Here is a 20,224-nt window from a genome sequence, read left to right as displayed (position 1 = left end):
ACGCAAGGAGAACCCGCCATGCGGAGAATACTGATCGTCGGAGCCGGCCAGTCCGGGCTCCAGCTCGCCCTCGGACTCCAGGCGAACGGCTATGAGGTCACCCTCATGTCGAACCGCACCGCCGACGAGATCCGGACCGGGCGGGTCATGTCGACCCAGTGCATGTTCCACACCGCCCTCCAGCACGAGCGGGACATACAGGCCAACTTCTGGGAGTCGCAGGCCCCGAAGATCAAGGGGCTCGGCGTCTCCGTCGCCGCTCCCGACTCCTCGCGCGCCGTCGACTGGGTCGGCATGCTCGACGGCCACGCCCAGTCCGTCGACCAGCGGGTGAAGATGGCCGGCTGGATGGAGACCTTCGCCGAGCGCGGCGGCCAGGTCGTCATCCACGGCGCCGCCGTCTCCGACCTCGACTACTTCGCCCGTACCTACGACCTGGTCATGGTCTCGGCGGGCAAGGGCGAGCTGGTCTCCATGTTCGAACGGGACGCCTCGCGCTCCCCGTTCACCACCCCGCAGCGCGCCCTCTCCGTCGCCTACGTGCACGGCATGGGCCCGCGCCCCGAGCACCCCGAGTTCGACGCGGTCCGCTGCAACCTCGTCCCCGGCGTCGGCGAACTCTTCGTCATGCCGACGTACACCACCTCCGGACGGGCCGACATCCTCTTCTGGGAGGGCATACCCGGCGGACCCCTCGACGCCTTCAAGGGCATCAAGGACCCCTCCGAGCACCTGGCGCTCACCCTGGAGCTGATGGAGAAGTTCACGCCCTGGGAGTACGCGCGCTCCACCCAGGTCGAGCTGACCGACGCGGGCGGCACCCTGGCCGGCCGGTACGCGCCGACCGTCCGCAAGCCGATCGGCCGGCTCCCCTCGGGCGGCCTGGTCCTCGGCGTCGCGGACGTGGTCGTCGCCAACGACCCGGTCACCGGGCAGGGCTCCAACTCGGCGTCCAAGTGCGCGGCCTCGTACCTCTCCTCGATCCTCGGACACGGCGACCGCCCGTTCGACGAGGAGTGGATGCAGGCCACCTTCGACGGCTACTGGAACACCGCCCAGCACGTCGTGAAGTGGACCAACGCCATGCTCGGCGTCCCGCCGGAGCACGTGCTGAAGCTGATCGGCTCCGGCACGCGCTACCAGCAGGTCGCCAACCGCTTCGCCAACGGCTTCGACAACCCGGCCGACTTCGAGAACTTCTTCTTCGACCCGGAGAAGACGGAGGCGTACCTGGCCGAGGTCGCCCAGGCGGACGCCGCCTGACCGCAGCACCGAGCACCACGCGAAGAGCCGCCCACCGGAACGTCCCGGGGGCGGCTCTCGGCGTGGAACGATCATTTCCCGCCAGGCATTTTTACGCTCCCTTTACGCATCCGGTGCGTTCTGTGAGGCTGGGGCTCAGGCCCGGCCTCTCTCCGGCCGCGCGTTCACCACGGGGGTTCCCTTGGCCAGTTTCGTCGTGCTCGTCGCGCTCATGCTCACCGCCGCCCTGCTCTCCGCCGTCACCGTGCTGCGCCGTCGCAACCGCACCACGGAGAACGCCGACGGGCTCCGCATCGAGCAGGCCCACCGCGACCGGGCCCACGTCGCCCGCTACGCCTACCGTCACCCCTTCGTGGACGGTTCCTTCCCCGGCGGCTCGTCGCAGAGCCGACGCTGACCAGCCTGCCCCACCTCCAGCACCACCGCCGTGCCCGCCACCGTGCTGTCCTCGTGCATCGTGATCCGGGCGCCGGGACGGAGGTGGTCCCAGTGGGCCGGCGTCAGGGGGAGGAGGCGGACCGTGGCGCTCGCGCCCGGCTCCAGGTGCGGCAGACCCTCCACCCAGAGTGCGGCGATGCTGACCGCTCGCTCCCCGGTGGGGGAGCGGCCGCCGATGTCCCACAGGGGGCGCAGCACCCCGGCTCCCGGCACCGGCGTCGTACGGCGTGCCTCCCCGGCGGGCCGGAGGGTGAGTTCCGCCCGGACCATGCCGTTGCGCAGCTCGGCGGAGCGCCAGTGGCACCAAGCCGCGCTGCGTTCGAGGCCGTACTGCCCGGCGGCCTCGCCCAGGCGGTCCCAGAACTCCGCCGGCGGCGGACCGGCGTCCGCCGCCAGCTCCTCCAGCAGACGGAGAGCGGTCTCCCAGTCGTCTCCGACCAGGAGCTCCCAGACGTCCCGCACCGTCAGGTCGTTCTCCGAGGCGTCCTCCTCGGGGACCAGCAGGGAGGCTGAGGCGAGCAGGGCGGGGAGGTCCATGGGGTCATTGTGGGGCTCCCCGCCCTGCTCGCCTCAGCCCTCCGGTGCCGCCTCCTCCGCGTACCCCGTGTCCGCCCCGTCGCGCGCCCCTTCCGGGAGCGCGGGCGGTTCGTACTCCGGGACCGGGGGGCCGTCCGGGTCGGGGCGGACCGCGCCGAGGACCGGGTTGGCGGCGACAGGGGAGACCTTGACGTCGGCGCCGGGGCGGGGGGCGTGGACGACCAGGCCGTCGCCGAGGTAGAGGGCGACGTGGGTGGCCTTCGGGAAGTAGACGACCAGGTCGCCGGGGCGGAGTTCGCGGAGCGGGACCCGGTCCAGTTCGGCCCACTGCTCCTGGCTGGTGCGCGGTACCTCGGTGCCCGCCGAGCCCCAGGCCCGCTGGGTCAGCCCCGAGCAGTCGTAGGAGTCCGGGCCCTCGGCGCCCCACACGTACGGCTTGCCGATCTGGTCGACCGCGAACCGCACCGCCCGCTCGCCGCGCCGGGTCGGCACCGCGGAGGCCGAGCTGAGGCCGCCCGCCGCGACCAGGTTCCGCCGGGCCTCCTCGCCGCGTTCCGCCTCCAGGCCGTCCACCTCGGCGAGCTGGTCCGGGGAGAGGGAGGAGACCAGGGCCGTCACCTCGTCCAGCTTCTCCCGTGCCGCCCGGTGCTGGGCGTGCTGCCGGGCCGCCAGGACCTGCTCCTCGTCGAGGGCCGCCCGCGCCTCACGGGCCAGCCCCGAGGCGCGCCGTTCGGCGGCGGTCAGCCGCTCCACCGTCGCCACCCGGTCGCGGGCGGCCCGGCGCAGCACGTGCTCCTGGTCGAGGGCGCCCTGCGCGTCGGCGGCCAGCAGCAGCCGGAGTGTGGGGGAGACCTCCACGATCCCCTGGTACTGCCGCCGTGCCAGCTGCCCCGCCGCGTCCCGCCCCTCGGCCAGCGCGATCCTGGCCTTGGCCAGGCCGGTGCCGAGACGCTTGTTGCGGGCCCGCCGCTCGGCGAGGGTACGGGCGGTCGCCTGGTACGTCTCGGTGGCCTCGCCCAGTTCCCGGTGGAGCCGCTGAAGCTCCGTCAGCAGCTGGGCGGGGCTGCGGCCCGCCGGATCGGGGGCCGCCGGAGCTCCCGGAGCCGCCCCCAGCGCCATCGCCGCCAGCGCCGCGGTCGCGGCCGCCCTCCATCTGCCCGACACCCGCGCACCTCCCGGAGCGGGGCAGGCCCTCCGCCCCGCACCTGTGAGCCTGCGCGTCCGGGAGCGGCTCCGCGCCCGGCGCTGGGCCACCTCGGGGGCGCTGTCACCCGTTCCGCCGCACGGGCACGGGTCAGTCGCGGCCCTCCCGCCTCGACCAGGGCCAGCGCACCCTGCGCCCGCCGGGCGGGGTGTCGGGCGCGTACACGTACAGCCAGCCGCGCACGATGCCGGTGCGGCGGCCGCGGGCTGCCGGTTCGCGGAGGTAGACCAGGGTGCCGCCCTCGGGGACGGGCACCTCGTAACGGGCCGGGACCTGGCCGGTCAGCCCCGTCACCACGGGCAGTACGCGGCCGTCCAGCGGCCCTCCGACGAAGGCGGTGTCCTCGGTTCTCACCCGCCCAGTGTCACCCACCCGCCCGGCACCGGCACCGGCGGGAGGAGACCGGCCGGGGGCACGTTTTCCGTCCGGACCCTCGGGCACGCGAGTCGCGGGATCACCTCGCCGGTGTTCCCCTGGAGTGGACCTTTCGCCGAGAGCGCACTGGGAGCCGTCGATGCACACCAGCGAACTGACCCCGGCCGTGCTGAAGGAGTTGCGCAGGCCCCGGCCCTACCCGGCGGTCTCGCTGCTCATGCCGACGCACAGGGCCCGACCCGAGCGCGACCAGGACTTCATCCGGCTGCGCAACCTCCTCTCCGAGGCCCGCAAGCGGCTGCGCGAGGACCCCAGGGTCGAGCGGGACGCCCGGCTGGAGCTGGAGGACATCCTCAAGGAGGAGACGTTCTCGGAGTTCGAGGACATCATCTACGCCGGTGACGGGCTGCTCCTGCTGGTCGCCCCGGGTGAGGAGCTCCAGACCTGGCAGCTCACCACCCCCGTGGAGGTGCCCACCCGGATCGTCTTCTCGGACACCTACCTGACCCGCTCACTGGTCAACGCCCGCCTGCACGCCCGCCCGTACTACGTCCTCGTCCTCGACCAGGAGATGAGCCGGCTCTGGGTCGGCGAGGGGGAGCGGCTGAGCGAGGTCGAGGACCACGGGTTCCCGGCCCCGCCGGAGATCCCGGACCCGGAGGACGCGATCCCGGGCCCGCTCTACGGCCGCAGCCCCAGCGCCATCCGGGAGGAGCGCATCCGCCAGTACATGACGGACGTGGACGAGCGGCTGACCCGGGCGCTCGACGCCCAGCCGCTGCCGCTCTTCGTGGTCGGCGGGTCCGAGGTGCTGCCCCGCTTCGAGCAGGTCTCGCGGCACGCGGCCAAGCTGGCCGGGCGGCTGGAGCTGGCCGGCCAGGACACCGAGAGCGGGCCCCGGCTGGCCGAGCGGCTGGCACCCGCCCGTGAGGAGTGGTTCAAGGAGCTGGTCCGCCGGGACATGGCCGCGCTCGACGACGCCCGCAGCGCCAAGCGGTTCACCTCGGGGCTGTCCGAGGTGTGGACGATGGTGGCGGAGCGCAGGGTGTCCCTGCTGCTGGTCGAGGAGAGCTTTGTGGCCGTGGGCCAGGTGGACGAGGAGGGGCGGCTGCACCTCGGGGAGGTGCCCGAGGAGACCGAGCCGCCGATCGACATCGAGGTCGGGCTGTCGGCCGAGACCGACATCATCGACACCCTCGTCGAGACCGCTCTCGACGGCGACGCCCAGGTCCGCTTCGTCCCGGACGGGACCCTCACGGGGGATGGCCGCGTGGCGGCCGTTGTCCGGTACTGAGCGGGGCCTCAAACGCCGGCCGGGCTCGGTGGCCTCAATCGCCGGCCGGGCTATCAATAGCCCGGCCGGCGATTGAGGCCACCGAGCCCACCTGGGGGTAACCCAGGGTTACAGAGGCGCACCCAGCCCCGCCCGCGCCCCGCAAATCCCCCTCGCACGCCTGGTTGACCACGCCCCCCGGGCGTGTGAGCCTGCGTGCGGGGCGGTGCCGCCCGGCCCGGCGGCACGCCTCCCCCGGACCGAGTGGAGGAGTGCCACCGTGTCGACCCGTGATCTCTACACCGAACCCCCCTCCGACCCCCTGTGGCAGGTCCCGGCGACGGGCGCCGCCCGCTTCAGCTGGGAGTACGACGAAGGCCGCGACCGCCTGCTCTCCCTGTACCAGAAGGGCAAGGACAAGCAGTGGGACGGCGTCCGCCGCATCGACTGGGAGCTGGAGGTCGACCCGTACGACCCCCTCGGCACCCCGGACGAGGCACTGACCCTGCACGGCACGCGCCACTGGGCGCGGATGACCGAGCGTGACAAGGCCGAGCTGCGGCGGCACTACGCCTCCTGGCAGTTCAGCCAGTTCCTCCACGGGGAGCAGGGCGCGATGATCTGCGCCGCCCGCATCGTGGAGTCCGTACCGGACATGGACGCCAAGTTCTACTCCGCCACCCAGACCATGGACGAGGCCCGCCACGCCGAGATCTACGGGCGGTTCCTCCACGAGAAGATCGGGATGCTCTACCCGGTCAACGACAACCTCCAGTCGCTCCTGGGTGACACCCTGCGCGACTCCCGCTGGGACATGCCCTACCTCGGTATGCAGGTCCTCATCGAGGGGCTGGCGCTCGCCGCCTTCGGGATGATCCGCGACACCACCGACAAGCCCCTGCCCAAGCAGATCCTCGCCTACGTCATGCAGGACGAGGCCCGGCACGTCGCCTTCGGCCGGATGGCGCTGCGCGACTACTACCGCCAGCTCACCGACGCCGAACTCCGCGAGCGAGAGGAGTTCGTCATCGAGGGCTGCTACCTGATGCGCGACCGGCTGCGCGGCGTCGAGGTGCTGGAGAACTTCGGCATCTCCAAGGCCGAGGCCCACGAGTTCAGCGAGCAGTCGGAGTTCCTGCACCTCTTCCGCAAGCTGCTGTTCAGCCGGATCGTCCCCTGCGTCAAGGACATCGGCCTGTGGGGCGAACGCCTCCAGCGGGCCTACGTCGACATGGGCGTCTTCGACCTCGGTGACCACAACCTCGACCTGCTGATGGCCCAGGACGAGGAGATCGCCGAGAAGCTGGACGCCGAGCGGTTCGCCGCCGAGGAGCAGGAGCGGGTCAGCGAGGTCACCGACGCCATCCGCGCGGGCGCCGAGAGCTGACGACCGGGAGCGACGGGAGCACCGGGAGGGCGGCGCCGGCTCAGCGGCCCAGCGCCGCCTCCATCACGGCTCGGGCGATCGGCGCGGCTGTCCCCCCGCCGCTGATCGCCTCCCGCCGCGCCTCCTCGTCCTCGACCACCACCGCGACGGCGACCGCCGGTTCGATCGCGTCCTCGTCCCGTGCCCAGGAGATGAACCAGGCGTACGGGACGCCCGCGTTGCCCACGCCGTGCTGGGCCGTGCCGGTCTTCCCGCCGACCTCCGCGCCCGCGATCGCGGCGTTGGTGCCGGTGCCGTCCTCCACCACGTCGCGCATCAGCTGCCGCAGGACGGAGGCGGTGCCGGGGTTCATCACCTGGCGGTAGCCGGGCGGGCCGCCGGTCCACACCGGGGAGCCGGACCCGGTGGTGGTCCGCTCGACCAGCCGGGGCGGGCGCACCGACCCCCCCGCCGCCACGGCCGCCGCCACCGAGGCCATCTGGAGCGGCGTGGCCCGGGTGTCGTACTGCCCGATCGAGGAGAGGGCCAGCTGCGCCTCGTCCATCCCGGTGGCGAAGGTGCTCGGCGCGACCCGGGAGGGGATGCGCAGCCCCCGGTCGTTGAAGCCGAACCGCTCGGCGGCGGCGACCATGCCGTCCAGCCCGACCCGCACCCCGAGCCTCGCGAAGACCGTGTTGCACGACCACTGGAAGGCGTACCGCAGCGAGGCGTCCGCGCACCCCTCCACCTCGTTGCTGAGCTGCTTCTCGCTGCCGGGCAGGGTGTACGGGTCGGGGGAGCGGGTCGGCGCGTCCGGGTCGGTGACCGTGCCCGCGTCGAGGGCGGCGGCGGCCGTCACCACCTTGAAGGCCGACCCGGGCGGATAGGTCTGCCGGATCGCCCGGTTGAGCATCGGCTCGTCGGCCGCCCCGGTCAGCTCCTGCCACGCCCCGGCCGCCGCCGGACCGGTGCCGGAGAGGCGCCCCGGGTCGTAGGAGGGCGAGGAGACCAGGGCGAGGACCCGGCCGCTGACCGGTTCCAGCGCCGCCACCGCGCCCTTGCGTCCGGCCAGCCCCTCGTACGCGGCCTTTTGCACCGCCGCCTTGATGGTGGTGGCCACCTTGCCGCCGGGGCTGCGGCCACCCGTCAGGTCGTTCCAGAGCGGCAGCGGGGCGAGGGCCGGGTCGGTGCCGGCCAGGACGCCGTCCTCGGCCGCCTCCAGCAGGGTGGTGCCGTACTGCTGGGAGGCGTAGCCGGTGACCGGGGCGTAGAGCGGGCCGTCGGTGTAGGTCCGTTCGTAGCGCAGGAGTTCGCCGGTGTCGCGGGAGCCGGTGACGGGGCGTCCGTCGACCAGGATCTCGCCGCGCGGCTGGGCGTAGCGGGTGATGGCGGTGCGCCGGTTGGCGGCGCTGTCGGTGAGTTCGGCGCCGGTGAAGAGCTGGAGGCGGGCGGTGTGGACCAGCAGCGCCAGCAGGAGGAGGAGGCAGAGCACGCCCGCGCGGCGGATGCAGCGGGTCACCGGTCCGCCTCCGCGAGGGCGGGCGCCGGGCGGCGGGCGGAGTCGCTGAGCCGGATCAGCAGCGCCACGATCACCCAGTTGGTCACCACCGAGGAGCCGCCCTGGGCGAGGAAGGGCATGGCCATGCCGGTCAGCGGGATGAGCCCGGTGACCCCGCCCGCGATGACGAAGACCTGGAGCGCCACGATCGAGGCGAGCCCGGTCGCCAGCAGCCGCCCGAACGGGTCGTCCAGTGCCAGCCCGCACCGGAAACCCCGTTCGACCAGCAGCGCGTAGAGCACGAAGAGCGCGGCCAGGCCCGCCCAGCCCAGTTCCTCGCCGGCGGTGGCGAGGATGAAGTCGGACTTGGCGGCGAAGCCGATGAGGACCGAGTGGCCGGCGCCCAGGCCGGTGCCGAAGAGGCCGCCGGAGGCGAAGGCGAAGAGGGACTGGGCGAGCTGGTTGGAACCCTCGCCGGCCTCGATGGAGGCGAGCGGGTGGAGCCAGTCGGTGACGCGGGCGTGCACGTGCGGCTCCAGACGCCCCACCGCCCACGCCCCGGCACCCGCCAGCAGCAGCCCGACGGTGATCCACCCCGTCCAGCCGGTCGCCACGTAGAGCATCACCACGAAGAGGCCGAAGAAGAGCAGCGAGGTGCCGAGGTCCCGTTCCAGGACGAGGACGCCGACGCTCAGCAGCCACACCGCCACCACCGGCCCCAGCGCCCGCCCGGTCGGCAGCCGCACCCCCCACACCTTGCGCCCGGTGTCGCGCAGCACGGCGAGCCCGGCCGCCAGGTGCCCGGCGAAGAAGACGGCGAGCAGCACCTTGGCGAACTCGGCGGGCTGGAAGGAGAACCCGCCGAACCTGATCCAGATGCGGGCACCGTTGACCGGCGGGAAGAAGACCGGCAGCACCATCAGGGTGAGCGCGGCGGCTACAGGGAGGAAGGTGTACCGCCGCAGCACCCGGTGGTCGCGGACCAGCAGCACCACCAGGACGAACAGGGCCGCGCCCGCCGTCGACCAGACGAGCTGCGAGCCGGCCGCCTGGTCGTGGGGCGTCTCCTGGTCCAGACGGTGGATCAGCACCAGCCCCATGCCGTTGAGGAGCACCGCGATGGGCAGCAGCAGCGGATCGGCGTACGGGGCGGTGAGCCGGACGGCGCCGTGCGCCAGCACGGCCAGCGCACCGAGCCCGGCGGCGTACCGCAGGGTGTCCGGCGGCGGGGCGCCGTGCAGGGTCAGGCCCACCACCAGGTAGCCGGAGACGCAGAGCAGGACGGCCACCAGGAGGAGGAAGAACTCGGTGCCGCGCCGGCTCGGCCCGCCGGCCGCCGGATCGCGGGGGCCGGGGCCCGGGGTGACCGGGCGTGGCGGGGGACCGGTGGTCGGGCCGGTCGTCGTTCCGGTCATGGCGGGAACGTAGCAAGTATCGGGCGGGATGTCCGTCGCGCGCCGATATGTCCCAGCGGCCGTGTTCCCGGCCGGACGGCCGAAGGGCGGGACGTGCCGGAGCCCGGCCGGTGCCTCGTGGGCTCCGGCCGGGCTCCTGGTCGCGTGGGGCTACGTCAGCACCAGCGCGGGGCCTCGCCGATGTTCTCGATGTAGCGCGCCGAACCCCAGGCCCAGCGGCCGTTGGTCAGCAGGTACCAGCGCGGGTTGCCGTCCACCACGTCGCGGGACTCGACCTTGCAGCGGATGTCGACGACCTTGCCGTAGGGCACGGTGCCGACGACCGCGCCGCCACGGGTCGGGGCGTCGCGCAGGATCAGGCCCGTCTTGGCGATGACCCGGCCCTTGTAGACCTTGGGGGCGGCGACGGCCGCCTGGTTCGACGCCTGGGCGTCCTCGGGGGCCGGGGCGAGGGCGCCGGCCGGGGCGGCGAGGGCGAGGGTGCCGGCGGCGACGAGCGTGCCGACCTTGATGACCTGGGACCGCAGGGACATGAACTCTCCTCGAGAGAACGAAGGTGGTGTTCCGACAGATCTGACGCTATGAGGGGTATGTCGGTCCCGCCACCGCACGGATCGTCAGCTAGGCCGTCCGCCGGAACGGTCCGCCGGACGGGTGCCCCCGGGCCGTACGGCGCGCCTCGGAGGCGGAGTTGGCCGTCAGCTCCCGGGCAGCGGCGCCGCCGCCTCGCCGGTGACCAGCGGCGCCAGCAGGTCCCCGTACCGCTCCACCCGCGACGCCGCCTCGTCCGCCTCGATCCGCAGCCCGGGCAGGCGGTCGTCCTCGCCCCGGGTGGCGACCTCCTCCCAGGTCAGGGGGGCCGAGACGGTGGGGTGCGGGCGGGCGCGCAGGGTGTAGGGGGTGGCGGTGGTCTTCGAGGCGGAGTTCTGGCTGAAGTCGACGAAGACCTTCCCGCCGCGCAGCCGCTTCGCCATCCGGTGGACGACCAGCTCGGGCGCCGTCTGCTCGGCGGCGACCGCCAGCTCCTTCGCGTACGCCGTCACCTCGCGCGAGGGGGCGCCGGTCAGCGGGACCAGCAGGTGGAGCCCCTTCGAGCCGGAGGTCTTGGCGAAGGCGGTCAGCCCGTCGGCGGCCAGCCGCTCCCGCAGCATCAGCGCCACCTCGCAGCACTCGGCGATCCCGGCCGGCTCGCCGGGGTCGAGGTCCAGGACGAGCCGGTCGGCGACGGCCGGGGCCTCGGCCCGCCACTGCGGCGTGTGGAACTCGGTCACCAGGTTGGCCGCCCACATCAGCGACGGCAGGTCGTCCACGACCACCTGCCGGGCGCTGGTGGTGTCCCGCGCGGAGCGGGGCACCGTCGCCACCCGCACCCAGTCGGGTGTACCGGGCGGCACGTTCTTGGCGAAGAAGGTCTCGCCCTCGGCGCCGTCCGGATAGCGCAGGAAGGAGAGCGGCCGGTCCCGCAGGTGCGGCAGGAGGACCGGGGCCACGGAGGCGTAGTAGTGCAGCACCTCACCCTTGGTGAAGCCGGTGGCCGGATAGAGGATCTTGTCGAGGTTGCTGAGCGCGAGCCGCCGCCCCTCCACGTGGGTGATGGGCGTCATACGATGAGAATCGCACGAAAACGCCGCACAATGCCGATACCTCACCAAACCGACCGCCGGGAAGGTGCTCAGCGTGCAGTCGATATGGAACGGCGCGATCTCGTTCGGCCTGGTCAGCATCCCCGTGAAGCTGGCCAACGCCACCGTCAGCCACGCGGTCTCCTTCCGCCAGATCCACACGGAGGACGGCGGCCGCATCCGCTACCGCAAGGTCTGCGAGCTGGAGGAGAAGGAGGTGCCCTCCTCCGAGATCGGCAAGGGGTTCGAGGACGCGGACGGCTCCATCGTCCCGATCACCGAGGAGGACCTGGCCAGCCTCCCCCTGCCCACCACCCGCACGATCGACATCGTCGCCTTCGTGGAGTCCGAGCGGATCGACCCGCTCCAGATGGGCAACGCCTACTACCTCATGGTCAACGGCGCCCCCGCCGCCAAGCCGTACGCCCTCCTGCGCGAGGCCCTGCGGCGCAGCGAGCGGGTGGCCATCGCCAAGTTCGCGCTGCGCGGGCGGGAGCGCCTGGGCATGCTCCGGGTCGTGGACGACGTGATCGCCATGCACACCCTGCACTGGCCCGACGAGATCCGTTCGCCGGAGGAAGCCGCTCCCGAGACCGACGTGACCGTGCGCGACGCCGAGCTGGACCTCGCCGACGCCCTGATGGACACCCTCGGCGACGTGGACCTCGACTCGCTCCACGACGACTACCGCGAGGCGGTCGAGGAGATGGTCACCGCCAAGGTCGAGGGGCGCGAACCGGCGCCCGAGAAGGAGCCCGCGCAGGGCGAGGGGACCGTCATCGACCTCATGTCCGCCCTGGAGAGCAGCGTCCGCGAGGCCAAGCGCTCGCGGGGCGAGGGGGAGGGCGAGGACGCCGAGGAGGAAGACGGGCAGAAGGGCGGAGAGAAGGGCGGAGAGAAGGGCAAGGAGGCCGAGGTGACCTCGCTCAGCTCACGCCGCAAGACGGGCAGCCGGGCCAAGTCCTCCGGCGGTTCCGGATCGGGGGCGAAGAAGAAGTCCGCCCCGGCCAAGAAGAAGGCGTCGAGTGGCTCCGGCTCAGGGAAGTCCACTGCCTCGTCCTCGCGTGCGAAGAGCGGTACGGGCCGCTCCTCCACCGCCAAGAAGACCGCCTCCTCCGGCTCCGGCACCAAGAAGACCGCCTCCTCCGCGACCACCAAGAAGAAGACGGCCTCCTCACGCAAGCGCTCCGCCTGAGCCCCGCGCCGGGACGAGGGCTCACGCCCGGCAGAGCGTCACCGTGAACAGCCCGATCCGCTCCCGCCTGCTGCTGACCTCCTTGAACCCGGCCAGTGACGCCCAGTCCTCGGCCTGCCCCATGTCCCGGCACTTCATCACCCAGGGCTCGCCGTCCCGGTTGGTCAGCACGCCCGCGATCAGCTCCAGCTGCGGATGGCGGGTCTGCGTGGTGAAGACCAGCACCCCGTCCTCGGCCAGCAGCCCCCGCAGCCGCTCGATCGACTCCCGCACCTCGGCGTCGTCGAGCAGCAGCTCGTACAGGCCCGACACCACGATGACGTCCGGCGCCCGGCCCTCGGGCGCCACGGGGGCCAGCGCGTCCCCGACCTCGTACGTGATGCCGGTCAGCCCGCGCTCGGCCGCCATCGCCTCGCCCTTGCGCAGCCCGGCCGGGGCCAGGTCGCGGCAGAGGACCCTGAGGCGGCCGGGCGGGGTCTGCTCGACCAGGTCCTGGAGGTAGCGGCCGGGCCCTGCGGCCACGTCCAGGACGAAGACCTCGCCCTCGCGGCGGCCGATCTCCTCGCGCAGCACCCGGCTCAGCAGCTCACGGCGGGTCCGGATCGCCCGCCAGCCGACGGCGTCCAGGAAGACCCGGTCGATGAGGCGGCCGACGCCGAGGACGCCCCGGGCGCGGTTCTCGTACACGTGGTCCAGCATCACGCCGCTGTCGAATCCGAAGCGGTAGCCGATCCGGATGCCACGGCTCGCCCGGCCGACGGTCCGCAGTACGGTCCGCGCCGCCGTCCACTTGAGGGTCGTCCACACTCTCTTCATGCGCCCCAGCCTCGCCGGGGGCGTGCGGCCGGGGCATCCGCGTAAGTACCTGAGTACCTGGGCCCGCCTCAGGATCGCGCGGGCTCCCGCGCCTGCTCGGGCTCGTCGGCCGCCGGGTCCTGCGCCGCGCGCCGCCCGGGGCGCAGCAGCACCGCCAGCGCGCCCGCGGCGGCCACGGCGCAGAGCGCCAGCAGCACGGTGCGGTCGGAGACCAGCGCGCCCACCTCGGCGAGCCGCTGCTCCCAGGCGTACTCGGTCTCCAGCTCCACCACGGAACCGAGCGAGGCCATGCCGTCGAAGACCAGGAAGGCCACCCCGGTCAGGACGAAGAGCAGCCCGCCCGCCGCCGAGGTGGAGTGCACGGTCAGCGGTCCCAGCCGCACCGCCCGGCCGCGCAGCCACCGCCGGCGGCCCAGCTCGAAGCGGTCCCAGGCCAGCGCCAGCAGGAAGAGCGGCACCGCCATCCCCAGCGCGTACACCGCGAGCAGCAGGGCGCCGCGGACCGGGTCGCCGCCCACCGCCGAGACGGTCAGCACCGAGCCGAGGATCGGCCCGGCGCAGAACCCGGCGAGCCCGTAGACCGCGCCCAGCGCCGCCACCGAGAGGGCGGAGCCGTCGCGACGCGCCCCGGCCGCCCGCTGCATCCGGCGCGAGCCGAAGCCCAGCCTCAGGATCTGGGCCAGACCCAGCGCCACCAGCGTCCACCCGCCGACGGCCACCAGCAGCTCGCGGTGGCCGGTCAGCAGCCGTCCCGCCAGCGCCCCGGCCGCGCCGAGCGGCACCAGGGTGGCGCAGAGCCCCGCGTAGAAGAAGAGGGTGCGCAGCAGCAGCCGGGTCGGGCCGGCGAAGGAGTAGGCGAAGAAGGCGGGCAGCAGCAGGGCGCCGCACGGGCTGAGCAGGGCCAGCAGGCCGCCGAGGAAGGCCATCAGCAGCCCGGCCTCGGTCACTTGGCGCTCTCCTCTGCGTCGGGCCCGGCGGCCTCGCTGTTGCGCCGGGCATCGGCCTCGGCCGACTCGACGGCCTCGGTGAAGGCGGAGCCGGGCTGGGCGCCGAGGATGGGCTCGCCGTTGACGAGGAAGGCGGGGGTGCTGCTGACGCCGAGCCCCGAGCCCTCCTGCTGGTCCCGTTCGAGGGCGGCCCGTCCCTCGGCCCCGCCGAGGTCCTTCCGGAACTGCTCCAGGTCGCCGACGCCGGCCTTCTTCGCCATGTCCACCACGGCCTGCTCGGAGAACGCGCCGGAGTTCCGCTTGCGTGGCTCGGCGTAGGCCAGGTCGTGGAACTCCCAGAACTTGCCCTGCTGCCCGGCGGCCCAGGCGGCCAGCGCGGCCCGCTCCGACTCCTCCCCGAAGAGCGGGAAGTTGCGCCACTCGATGCGCAGCACGCCCTCCTCGACCTGCTCGCGCAGGAGCGCCGGCTTGGTCTCGCGCGCGAACCGGCCGCAGTACGGGCACTGGAAGTCGGAGTACTCGATCATCACCACCGGCGCGTCCACGTCCCCGACCGCCATCGGGTCGCCCTTCTCCCGCCGGGCCAGCCGCAGCAGCGACTCGTCCCGCTCCTCGGGGCCCGCGCTCGCCTCGGTCGCGGTCCTCTCCGAGCGTTCCCGCTCCCGGTCGCGGCTGCCGTCGAGGGTGAGCGCGAAGGTCCCGCCGACCAGCGCGGCGACCAGCACCAGCGCGGCGACGACCTTGCGGCGGTGGTGCCGGGAACCGGACGGGGGACGGGCGGCGGGCGGCGCGGAGGTCATGGCGCGGGGCTCCTGGCTCGGTCGGCTCGGTGGTGCGGGGTGCCGGAGCCGTCCCGGGCGGGGCCCGGAGGCGTGCGGCCCGGCCTGCCCGCGACCACGATAGGACACCCCCGTCGCGCGGCCCGGGGCGACACCGGCGCGCCGCCGCACGGGGCACGCGGGGTGGGCCGGAGGGGTGACGTGCCCGTGGGGTGCTGGGTGACCAGGCGTCAGGGACGCGTCAGGAAAGAGAGGCAGAGACGTCACGCGTACCGGGTGGCGGAGTCGCGGCGCCGGTGTGCGAGGGTGGCCCGGAAGCGGTGGTTCCTGGCCGGAATGAGTAGTTCCCGATGGCGGAGTTACGTATCGCACAGAGAAGTTCTGTGTGGACGTGCATGCACAGCTCTGCCGGGGGAAGGCGCCGTTATCGAACAGTGATGTCAAGGTCGCTGGTTTCGGGGCGGGTTGACCGGGCACACGGGTCGCAGGCCCAGCCGGTGACCGGCCACGCACGAATTTGGAGGGGTACTGATGACGGCGATGTCCGCACAGACTGAAGCGGGACGACAGGTCAAGGGGACCGAGGCCGCCCCGGCCGGCGGCCCCGCAGCGGCCGCGGACCTGCCCTGGGTGGAGGACGGCGGCAAGATCGCCCCCCAGGACGCCCGGGACCTGTCGAAGATCTTCTTCGACCGGCTCCAGGCGCTGGAGGAGGGCACACCCGAGCACCAGTACGCCCGCAACACCCTCATCGAGATGAACCTCTCCCTGGTCCGTTACGCCGCCGGGCGCTTCCGGCACCGCGGTCCGGGCGAGATGGAGGACATCGTCCAGGTCGGCACGATCGGCCTGATCAAGGCGATCGACCGGTTCGACCTCTCCCGCGAGGTGGAGTTCACCACCTTCGCCGTGCCGTACATCGTCGGCGAGATCAAGCGGTTCTTCCGCGACACCAGCTGGGCCGTGCACGTCCCGCGCCGGCTCCAGGAGCTGCGCGTCGACATGGCCAAGGCCAAGGAGGCGCTCGCCGCCGAGCTGGACCGCGAGCCCACCGTCAAGGAGCTGGCCGCCAAGCTGGAGCGGACCGAGGAGGAGGTCGTCGAGGGCCTCGTCGCGGCCAACGGCTACACCGCGGGTTCGCTCGACGTCCCCACCGAGTCCGGCGACGACAACCGCGCCGGCGGCAGCCCCCGCTCGCTCGCCGACACCCTCGGCGCCCCCGACCCGGCCCAGGAACTGGTCGAGGACCTGCACGCCCTCGCCCCGCTCCTGGAGACCCTCGACGAGCGTGAACGGCGCATCGTGGAAATGCGGTTCGGCGAGGAGCTGACCCAGTCGCAGATCGGCGCCGAGCTCGGAATCTCCCAGATGCACGTCTCCCGGCTGCTGTCGCGCATCCTCACCCGACTGCGTTCGGGGATGCTCGCCGAGGAGTGAGCGAGCCCCACCCAGTACGGTGGGCGACTGCACAGCCGCTCGTCGGCACGACCGCACAAGGGAAGATCCACCGAAGTGTCACCGAATCCTCCGATCTACGACCAGCTGGTACGCGAGCACGGCGACGTCCTCACCGAGACGCGCCGCGTCGCCGACCAGGCCCGTCTGGAGGCTCAGAGCGCCCTCGACTGGAGCAGCATCCTCCCGCCGCGGCGCCCCGAGCAGCAGCACCGTCCTCCGCAGGGCCCCGGGCCCCAGGGCCCCGCCGCCTCCGGCCCCGGCCAGCCGGCCGCCGGAATGCCCGCCCCCCGGCGCGCACCCGGCGCCCCCGAGGGGCAGCAGCAGGGCTCCGGCCCGCAGCAGCGCCCCGCAGGCCCCGCCTCCGCGCAGGGGCTCGCCGCGGTGCAGGGCGGCGGCCCGCAGGCCCCGGCCGGCCCGCGCCCCGCGCAGGGCCCTCCGGCGCCGCAGGGCTTCGCGCCCCGCCAGGGCGGCCCGGCCGCCCCGCAGAACGGCGCCCCCCGCGAGGAGGGGCAGCCCGAGCCGGGCGAGGAGGCCCGCGCCTGAGCAGGCCCCCACGGGCCGGCCCGTGACACTCCGAGCGCCCCGGTTCCCCCTGTTCCGCCAGGTGGGGACCGGGGCGCCCGGCTGTCCGGGGTTCCCGGGAGCCCCGGGGATTGGTCCGGTTTACCGCTCATATGTACGGGTACACCGTGGGGCGGGTGTGGAGTGAGAGGCACCGGTCACGCAGCGAACGCGACCGGTCGCCCAGAGCCGTACCGCCGTACAGCCGTATGGCAAAACCGCGCCCGACCCTTCAGCCGACGCGAGGTCACCATGACGGAGCAGAGCAAGAGCACGTTCGCCACGGTCAACCCGGCCACCGGGAGGACGGTCGCGGAGTTCCCGCAGATCGAGGGCAAGGAGGTGGACGTCCGTGTGCAAGCGGCCCACCAGGCCTTCGGAGAGTGGCGTGCGCGCAGTGTCGAGGACCGCGCGGCGGCCGTCGGACGCGCCGGCGAGCTGCTGCTGGAGCGCAAGGAGGCGCTCGCCCAGATCGTCACCGAGGAGATGGGCAAGCTGATCTCCGAGGCCCGCGGCGAGGTCGACCTGGCCGCCTCGATCCTCACGTACTACGCGAAGCACGGGCCCGAGTTCGCCGCCCCCGAGCCGCTGGACGTCGAGGAGGGCGAGGCATACCTGGTCAGCGAGCCGCTGGGGGTGCTGCTCGGGGTGATGCCGTGGAACTTCCCGCTCTACCAGGTGGTCCGCTTCGCCGGGCCCAACCTCGTCCTCGGCAACACCGTCCTGGTCAAGCACGCCGGGATCTGCGCCCAGTCCGCGCTGGCCCTGGAGAAGATCTTCCAGGACGCCGGACTGCCGCCCGGCGCGTACACCAATCTCTTCGTCGGCCACGACGAGGTCTCCCGCATCATCGACAGCCGCCTCGTGCGCGGCGCCTCGCTCACCGGCAGCGAGGGCGCGGGCGCCAAGGTCGCCGAGCGCGCCGGGGGCAACCTCAAGCCCAGCCTCCTGGAGCTGGGCGGCAGCGATGTCTTCGTCGTCCTCGACGGGGAGAACCTGGAGCACACGGTCAAGGCCGCCGCCGCGGGCCGCCTCGCCAACACCGGCCAGAGCTGCGTCGCCGCCAAGCGCTTCATCGTCCTCGACGCGCACTACGACGCCTTCCTGGACGGCCTGAAGTCCGCCTTCGGCCGGCTCGTCCCCGGCGACCCGGCCGACGAGTCGACCACGCTCGGCCCGCTCTCCTCCGAGGGCGCCGCCGAGACCCTGGTCGAGCAGATCGAGGAGACCGTCCGCCAGGGTGCCGAACTGGTCATGGGCGGCAAGCGCATCGACCGCCCCGGCGCCTATGTCGAGCCGACCATCCTCACCGGCGTCGAGCCCGGCATGCGCGCCTACGCCGAGGAACTCTTCGGCCCCGCCGCCGTCGTGTACCGCGTCGCCGACGAGGACGAGGCCGTCGCCCTGGCCAACGACAGCGAGTACGGCCTCGGCGGCACCGTCTTCTGCGCCGACACCGACCGGGCCCGCCGGGTCGCCGAACGCATCGAGACCGGCATGGTCTGGATCAACCACCCGACCTCCACCCAGGCCGACCTCCCCTTCGGCGGCATCAAGCGCTCCGGCTACGGCCGCGAACTCGGCCACCTCGGCATGCGCGAGTTCGTCAACAAGAAGCTCGTCCGCGTGCTCCCTCCGGGGACGGAACTGCACGGCATCGCGGGCTGACCGCACGCACCGCGCCCGCGCACGCACGGGCGGCCCCGCCCCCTCCCGTACGGAGGGAGCGGCGCCGCCCGCGTGAGCAGGGCGCGCCGTCAGGGAGTCACGGATTCCCATAGATGTTCCCGCGGAACCGCTGGCCGCCGCCCTGGAAGTCCCAGTTCATCGACTGCTGGGTCCGGAGCCCGTAGACCCCGTCCTGGGCGATCCCCGCCGCCCGCCGCACCGCGAGGACACCGGCCCGGGTGCGTTCGTCGTCAATGCCGTCGACACCACCCGCCCCCAGGTTCACCTTGTGGCAGCGGGCGAGCGCGTGCTGGAGCGCCTTGACGGCGGTGCCCGACGAACCCGGGCCCAGCAGGCAGTTGACCGAACCGCCGGAGCTGACCGGCAGCGAGGCGGCCGGCGTGCCCCAGTACACCTTCTTGGTCCTGGTGCAGCTCGCCGCCACCCCCGCCCCGTCCCGCTCCCCGGCGGCCGCCACCGCCGGACCGGCGGTCGTCGCCGTCCATGCGCGGCGGCGTGCTGTGGTACGCGTAGTACGCCGTGGTTGGCGATCGGCGCCTGCACCTCGCGCACCGCCGCCCCCTTGCTGCCCTGCGCGAGGACGACGGCCCGCCCCGCGTGATGGCCGCAGTACCGGCCCACCGTGCTGACCGGCGCGCGGTCGGCCGCCGCCCGTACGGGGCCCGCTCCGGCCCCGCCGCGCCCGCCACCCCCGCCGGGAGCAGCGTCAGCACGGCACCCCCCCCGCGAGCGCCGCCGTCCACCACGTCCGTGTTCCCCTCGCACACCGTCCCCCGTCTCGTCGGTTCCGCTCGGTGGCACCACCCTCACCGCGCCCCGGCCCCGCACGCCACCCTGGCCCGGCACTCTGGGACGCATCCGGTCCGTCCCACCCCCTCACCGGCGAGGGCGCCGGACCACGTGGGGCGTCCGACCAACCGGAACCGCAACTACCGCCCCCCATGCCGCAGTTGTGTGATGATCGGCGCATGACGACGCCTGCCCGCAGGGACGACCTGGCCGCCCGCCTCCGGACCGACCGCCCGCACTCCGCCCGGGTCTGGAACTACCTCCTCGGCGGCAAGGACCACTACCCGCCGGACGCCGCCGTCGGCGAGCAGATCCTCACGGCCTTCCCGGACTTCGCCGCCGTCGCCCGGCTCCAGCGTCACTTCCTCGCCCGCGCGGTGCGCCACCTCGCCGGCGAGGTCGGCATCCGCCAGTTCCTGGACATCGGCACCGGCCTGCCCACCGCCGACAACACCCACGAACTGGCCCAGCGCATCGCCCCCGAGAGCCGCGTCGTCTACGTCGACAACGACCCCCTGGTCCTCGTCCACGCCCGCGCCCTGCTCACCAGCACCCCGGAGGGCGCCTGCGCCTACGTCGACTCCGACGTCCGCGACCCCGCCCGCATCCTCGCCGAGGCCCGCCGCACCCTCGACTTCGACCAGCCCGTCGCCCTCACCCTCCTCGGCATCCTGGGCCAGCTCTCCGACGACGAGAACCCCGCCGCCCTCGTCACCGAACTCCTCGCCGCCCTCCCCTCAGGCAGCTACCTCGCCCTCAGCGACGGCACCGACACCAGCGAGGCCCTCAACACCGCCGTCGCCGCCTACAACTCCCAGTCGGCCCACACGTACCACCTCCGCACCCCGGCCCACATCGCCACCTTCTTCGAGGGCCTCGACCTGGTGGAGCCCGGCGTCGTTCCCACCTCCGACTGGCGGCCGGAACTGTCGACCTTCCCCGGTCCGGTGATCCGGGGGCACGCGGTGTGCGGGGTGGGGCGGAAGGTCTGAGGAGAGG

The 20,224-nt window shown here is 73.5% G+C and carries 20 protein-coding genes; 9 read left to right on the top strand and 11 right to left on the bottom strand.

The genetic code is table 11. From position 1 onward, the window contains the following. The first annotated feature begins 18 nt into the window (after positions 1–18). Both OIM89_RS08005 and OIM89_RS08000 read left to right on the top strand, forming a co-directional pair. Positions 19–1,263: a styrene monooxygenase/indole monooxygenase family protein gene (locus OIM89_RS08005; RefSeq protein ID WP_030695599.1), complete on the top strand. Its 1,245-nt coding sequence runs from the start codon at positions 19–21 to the stop codon at positions 1,261–1,263. Between the two features lie 181 nt (positions 1,264–1,444). Next, entirely contained in the window at positions 1,445–1,660 is a 216-nt protein-coding gene (locus OIM89_RS08000; protein ID WP_030695600.1) for a hypothetical protein, read from the top strand. Here the strand turns inward: OIM89_RS08000 and OIM89_RS07995 are convergent. The 3 genes from OIM89_RS07995 to OIM89_RS07985 form a co-directional block, all read right to left on the bottom strand. Beyond that, a complete protein-coding gene (locus OIM89_RS07995) occupies positions 1,606–2,238 on the bottom strand; it encodes a hypothetical protein (protein ID WP_030695601.1) in 633 nt (210 codons plus the stop codon). The genes OIM89_RS08000 and OIM89_RS07995 overlap by 55 nt on opposite strands. A gap of 33 nt (positions 2,239–2,271) precedes the next feature. After that, positions 2,272–3,357: an NlpC/P60 family protein gene (locus OIM89_RS07990; RefSeq protein ID WP_047467265.1), complete on the bottom strand. Its 1,086-nt coding sequence runs from the start codon at positions 3,355–3,357 to the stop codon at positions 2,272–2,274. A gap of 175 nt (positions 3,358–3,532) precedes the next feature. Next, positions 3,533–3,796, bottom strand: a complete 264-nt coding sequence (locus OIM89_RS07985) for a hypothetical protein (RefSeq protein ID WP_030695603.1) — start codon at positions 3,794–3,796, stop codon at positions 3,533–3,535. Between the two features lie 160 nt (positions 3,797–3,956). On the opposite strand from OIM89_RS07985, the gene OIM89_RS07980 reads away from it, so the two are divergent. After that, positions 3,957–5,111, top strand: a complete 1,155-nt coding sequence (locus tag OIM89_RS07980; RefSeq protein ID WP_047467254.1) for a hypothetical protein — start codon at positions 3,957–3,959, stop codon at positions 5,109–5,111. Positions 5,112–5,370: 259 nt separating this feature from the next. Continuing rightward, positions 5,371–6,477, top strand: a complete 1,107-nt coding sequence (locus OIM89_RS07975; RefSeq protein WP_030695605.1) for a ferritin-like domain-containing protein — start codon at positions 5,371–5,373, stop codon at positions 6,475–6,477. A gap of 40 nt (positions 6,478–6,517) precedes the next feature. Here OIM89_RS07975 and OIM89_RS07970 read toward each other — a convergent pair whose 3' ends face one another. The 4 genes from OIM89_RS07970 to ligD all read right to left on the bottom strand — a co-directional run bounded on the left by OIM89_RS07970 (position 6,518) and on the right by ligD (position 10,973). Then, a complete protein-coding gene (locus tag OIM89_RS07970) occupies positions 6,518–7,975 on the bottom strand; it encodes a penicillin-binding transpeptidase domain-containing protein (RefSeq protein WP_217466341.1) in 1,458 nt (485 codons plus the stop codon). Then, complete coding sequence (locus tag OIM89_RS07965; RefSeq protein ID WP_047467253.1) at positions 7,972–9,369, bottom strand: FtsW/RodA/SpoVE family cell cycle protein; 1,398 nt, start codon at positions 9,367–9,369, stop codon at positions 7,972–7,974. The genes OIM89_RS07970 and OIM89_RS07965 overlap by 4 nt, the downstream gene beginning before the upstream one ends. Before the next feature lie 155 nt (positions 9,370–9,524). Then, entirely contained in the window at positions 9,525–9,902 is a 378-nt protein-coding gene (locus OIM89_RS07960; protein WP_030695608.1) for an SH3 domain-containing protein, read from the bottom strand. A 165-nt stretch (positions 9,903–10,067) separates the two neighbouring features. Next, complete coding sequence (gene ligD / locus OIM89_RS07955) at positions 10,068–10,973, bottom strand: non-homologous end-joining DNA ligase (RefSeq protein ID WP_151168112.1); 906 nt, start codon at positions 10,971–10,973, stop codon at positions 10,068–10,070. A gap of 73 nt (positions 10,974–11,046) precedes the next feature. Here ligD and OIM89_RS07950 point away from each other — a divergent pair, with 73 nt between their 5' ends. Next, on the top strand, positions 11,047–12,186 hold the full coding sequence (locus OIM89_RS07950) for a Ku protein (RefSeq protein ID WP_047467249.1): 1,140 nt from the start codon (positions 11,047–11,049) through the stop codon (positions 12,184–12,186). 21 nt (positions 12,187–12,207) lie between these two features. On the opposite strand, the gene OIM89_RS07945 is transcribed toward OIM89_RS07950, so the two are convergent. The 3 genes from OIM89_RS07945 to OIM89_RS07935 form a co-directional block, all read right to left on the bottom strand. Then, positions 12,208–13,002: a class I SAM-dependent methyltransferase family protein gene (locus tag OIM89_RS07945; protein WP_030695611.1), complete on the bottom strand. Its 795-nt coding sequence runs from the start codon at positions 13,000–13,002 to the stop codon at positions 12,208–12,210. A 68-nt stretch (positions 13,003–13,070) separates the two neighbouring features. Next, positions 13,071–13,949 carry a cytochrome c biogenesis CcdA family protein gene (locus OIM89_RS07940; protein ID WP_264491112.1) on the bottom strand — a complete coding sequence of 293 codons (879 nt, stop codon included), beginning with the start codon at positions 13,947–13,949 and terminating at the stop codon, positions 13,071–13,073. Continuing rightward, positions 13,946–14,749, bottom strand: a complete 804-nt coding sequence (locus OIM89_RS07935; RefSeq protein ID WP_030695613.1) for a DsbA family protein — start codon at positions 14,747–14,749, stop codon at positions 13,946–13,948. The genes OIM89_RS07940 and OIM89_RS07935 overlap by 4 nt, the downstream gene beginning before the upstream one ends. A 510-nt stretch (positions 14,750–15,259) precedes the next feature. Here OIM89_RS07935 and OIM89_RS07930 point away from each other — a divergent pair. The 3 genes from OIM89_RS07930 (at position 15,260) to OIM89_RS07920 (ending at position 18,415) form a co-directional block, all read left to right on the top strand. Next, positions 15,260–16,165: an RNA polymerase sigma factor SigF gene (locus OIM89_RS07930; RefSeq protein ID WP_374120860.1), complete on the top strand. Its 906-nt coding sequence runs from the start codon at positions 15,260–15,262 to the stop codon at positions 16,163–16,165. 75 nt (positions 16,166–16,240) lie between these two features. Then, entirely contained in the window at positions 16,241–16,729 is a 489-nt protein-coding gene (locus OIM89_RS07925) for a hypothetical protein (protein ID WP_030695615.1), read from the top strand. Between the two features lie 270 nt (positions 16,730–16,999). Further along, positions 17,000–18,415, top strand: a complete 1,416-nt coding sequence (locus OIM89_RS07920; RefSeq protein ID WP_047142530.1) for an NAD-dependent succinate-semialdehyde dehydrogenase — start codon at positions 17,000–17,002, stop codon at positions 18,413–18,415. A 97-nt stretch (positions 18,416–18,512) separates the two neighbouring features. Here the strand turns inward: OIM89_RS07920 and OIM89_RS07915 are convergent, their stop codons facing one another. Continuing rightward, positions 18,513–18,893, bottom strand: coding sequence for a peptidoglycan-binding domain-containing protein (locus tag OIM89_RS07915; RefSeq protein WP_030695617.1), 381 nt, complete (start codon positions 18,891–18,893; stop codon positions 18,513–18,515). A gap of 511 nt (positions 18,894–19,404) precedes the next feature. On the opposite strand from OIM89_RS07915, the gene OIM89_RS07910 reads away from it, so the two are divergent. Continuing rightward, positions 19,405–20,217, top strand: a complete 813-nt coding sequence (locus OIM89_RS07910) for an SAM-dependent methyltransferase (protein ID WP_030695618.1) — start codon at positions 19,405–19,407, stop codon at positions 20,215–20,217. The last annotated feature ends 7 nt before the right edge of the window (positions 20,218–20,224 follow it).

It is taken from the genome of Streptomyces sp. BI87 (assembly GCF_025957665.1).
Taxonomy (GTDB): domain Bacteria; phylum Actinomycetota; class Actinomycetes; order Streptomycetales; family Streptomycetaceae; genus Streptomyces; species Streptomyces albidoflavus.
Note: the sequence above shows the minus strand (reverse complement) of the source record. Positions and strands in the feature narration are given on the sequence as shown.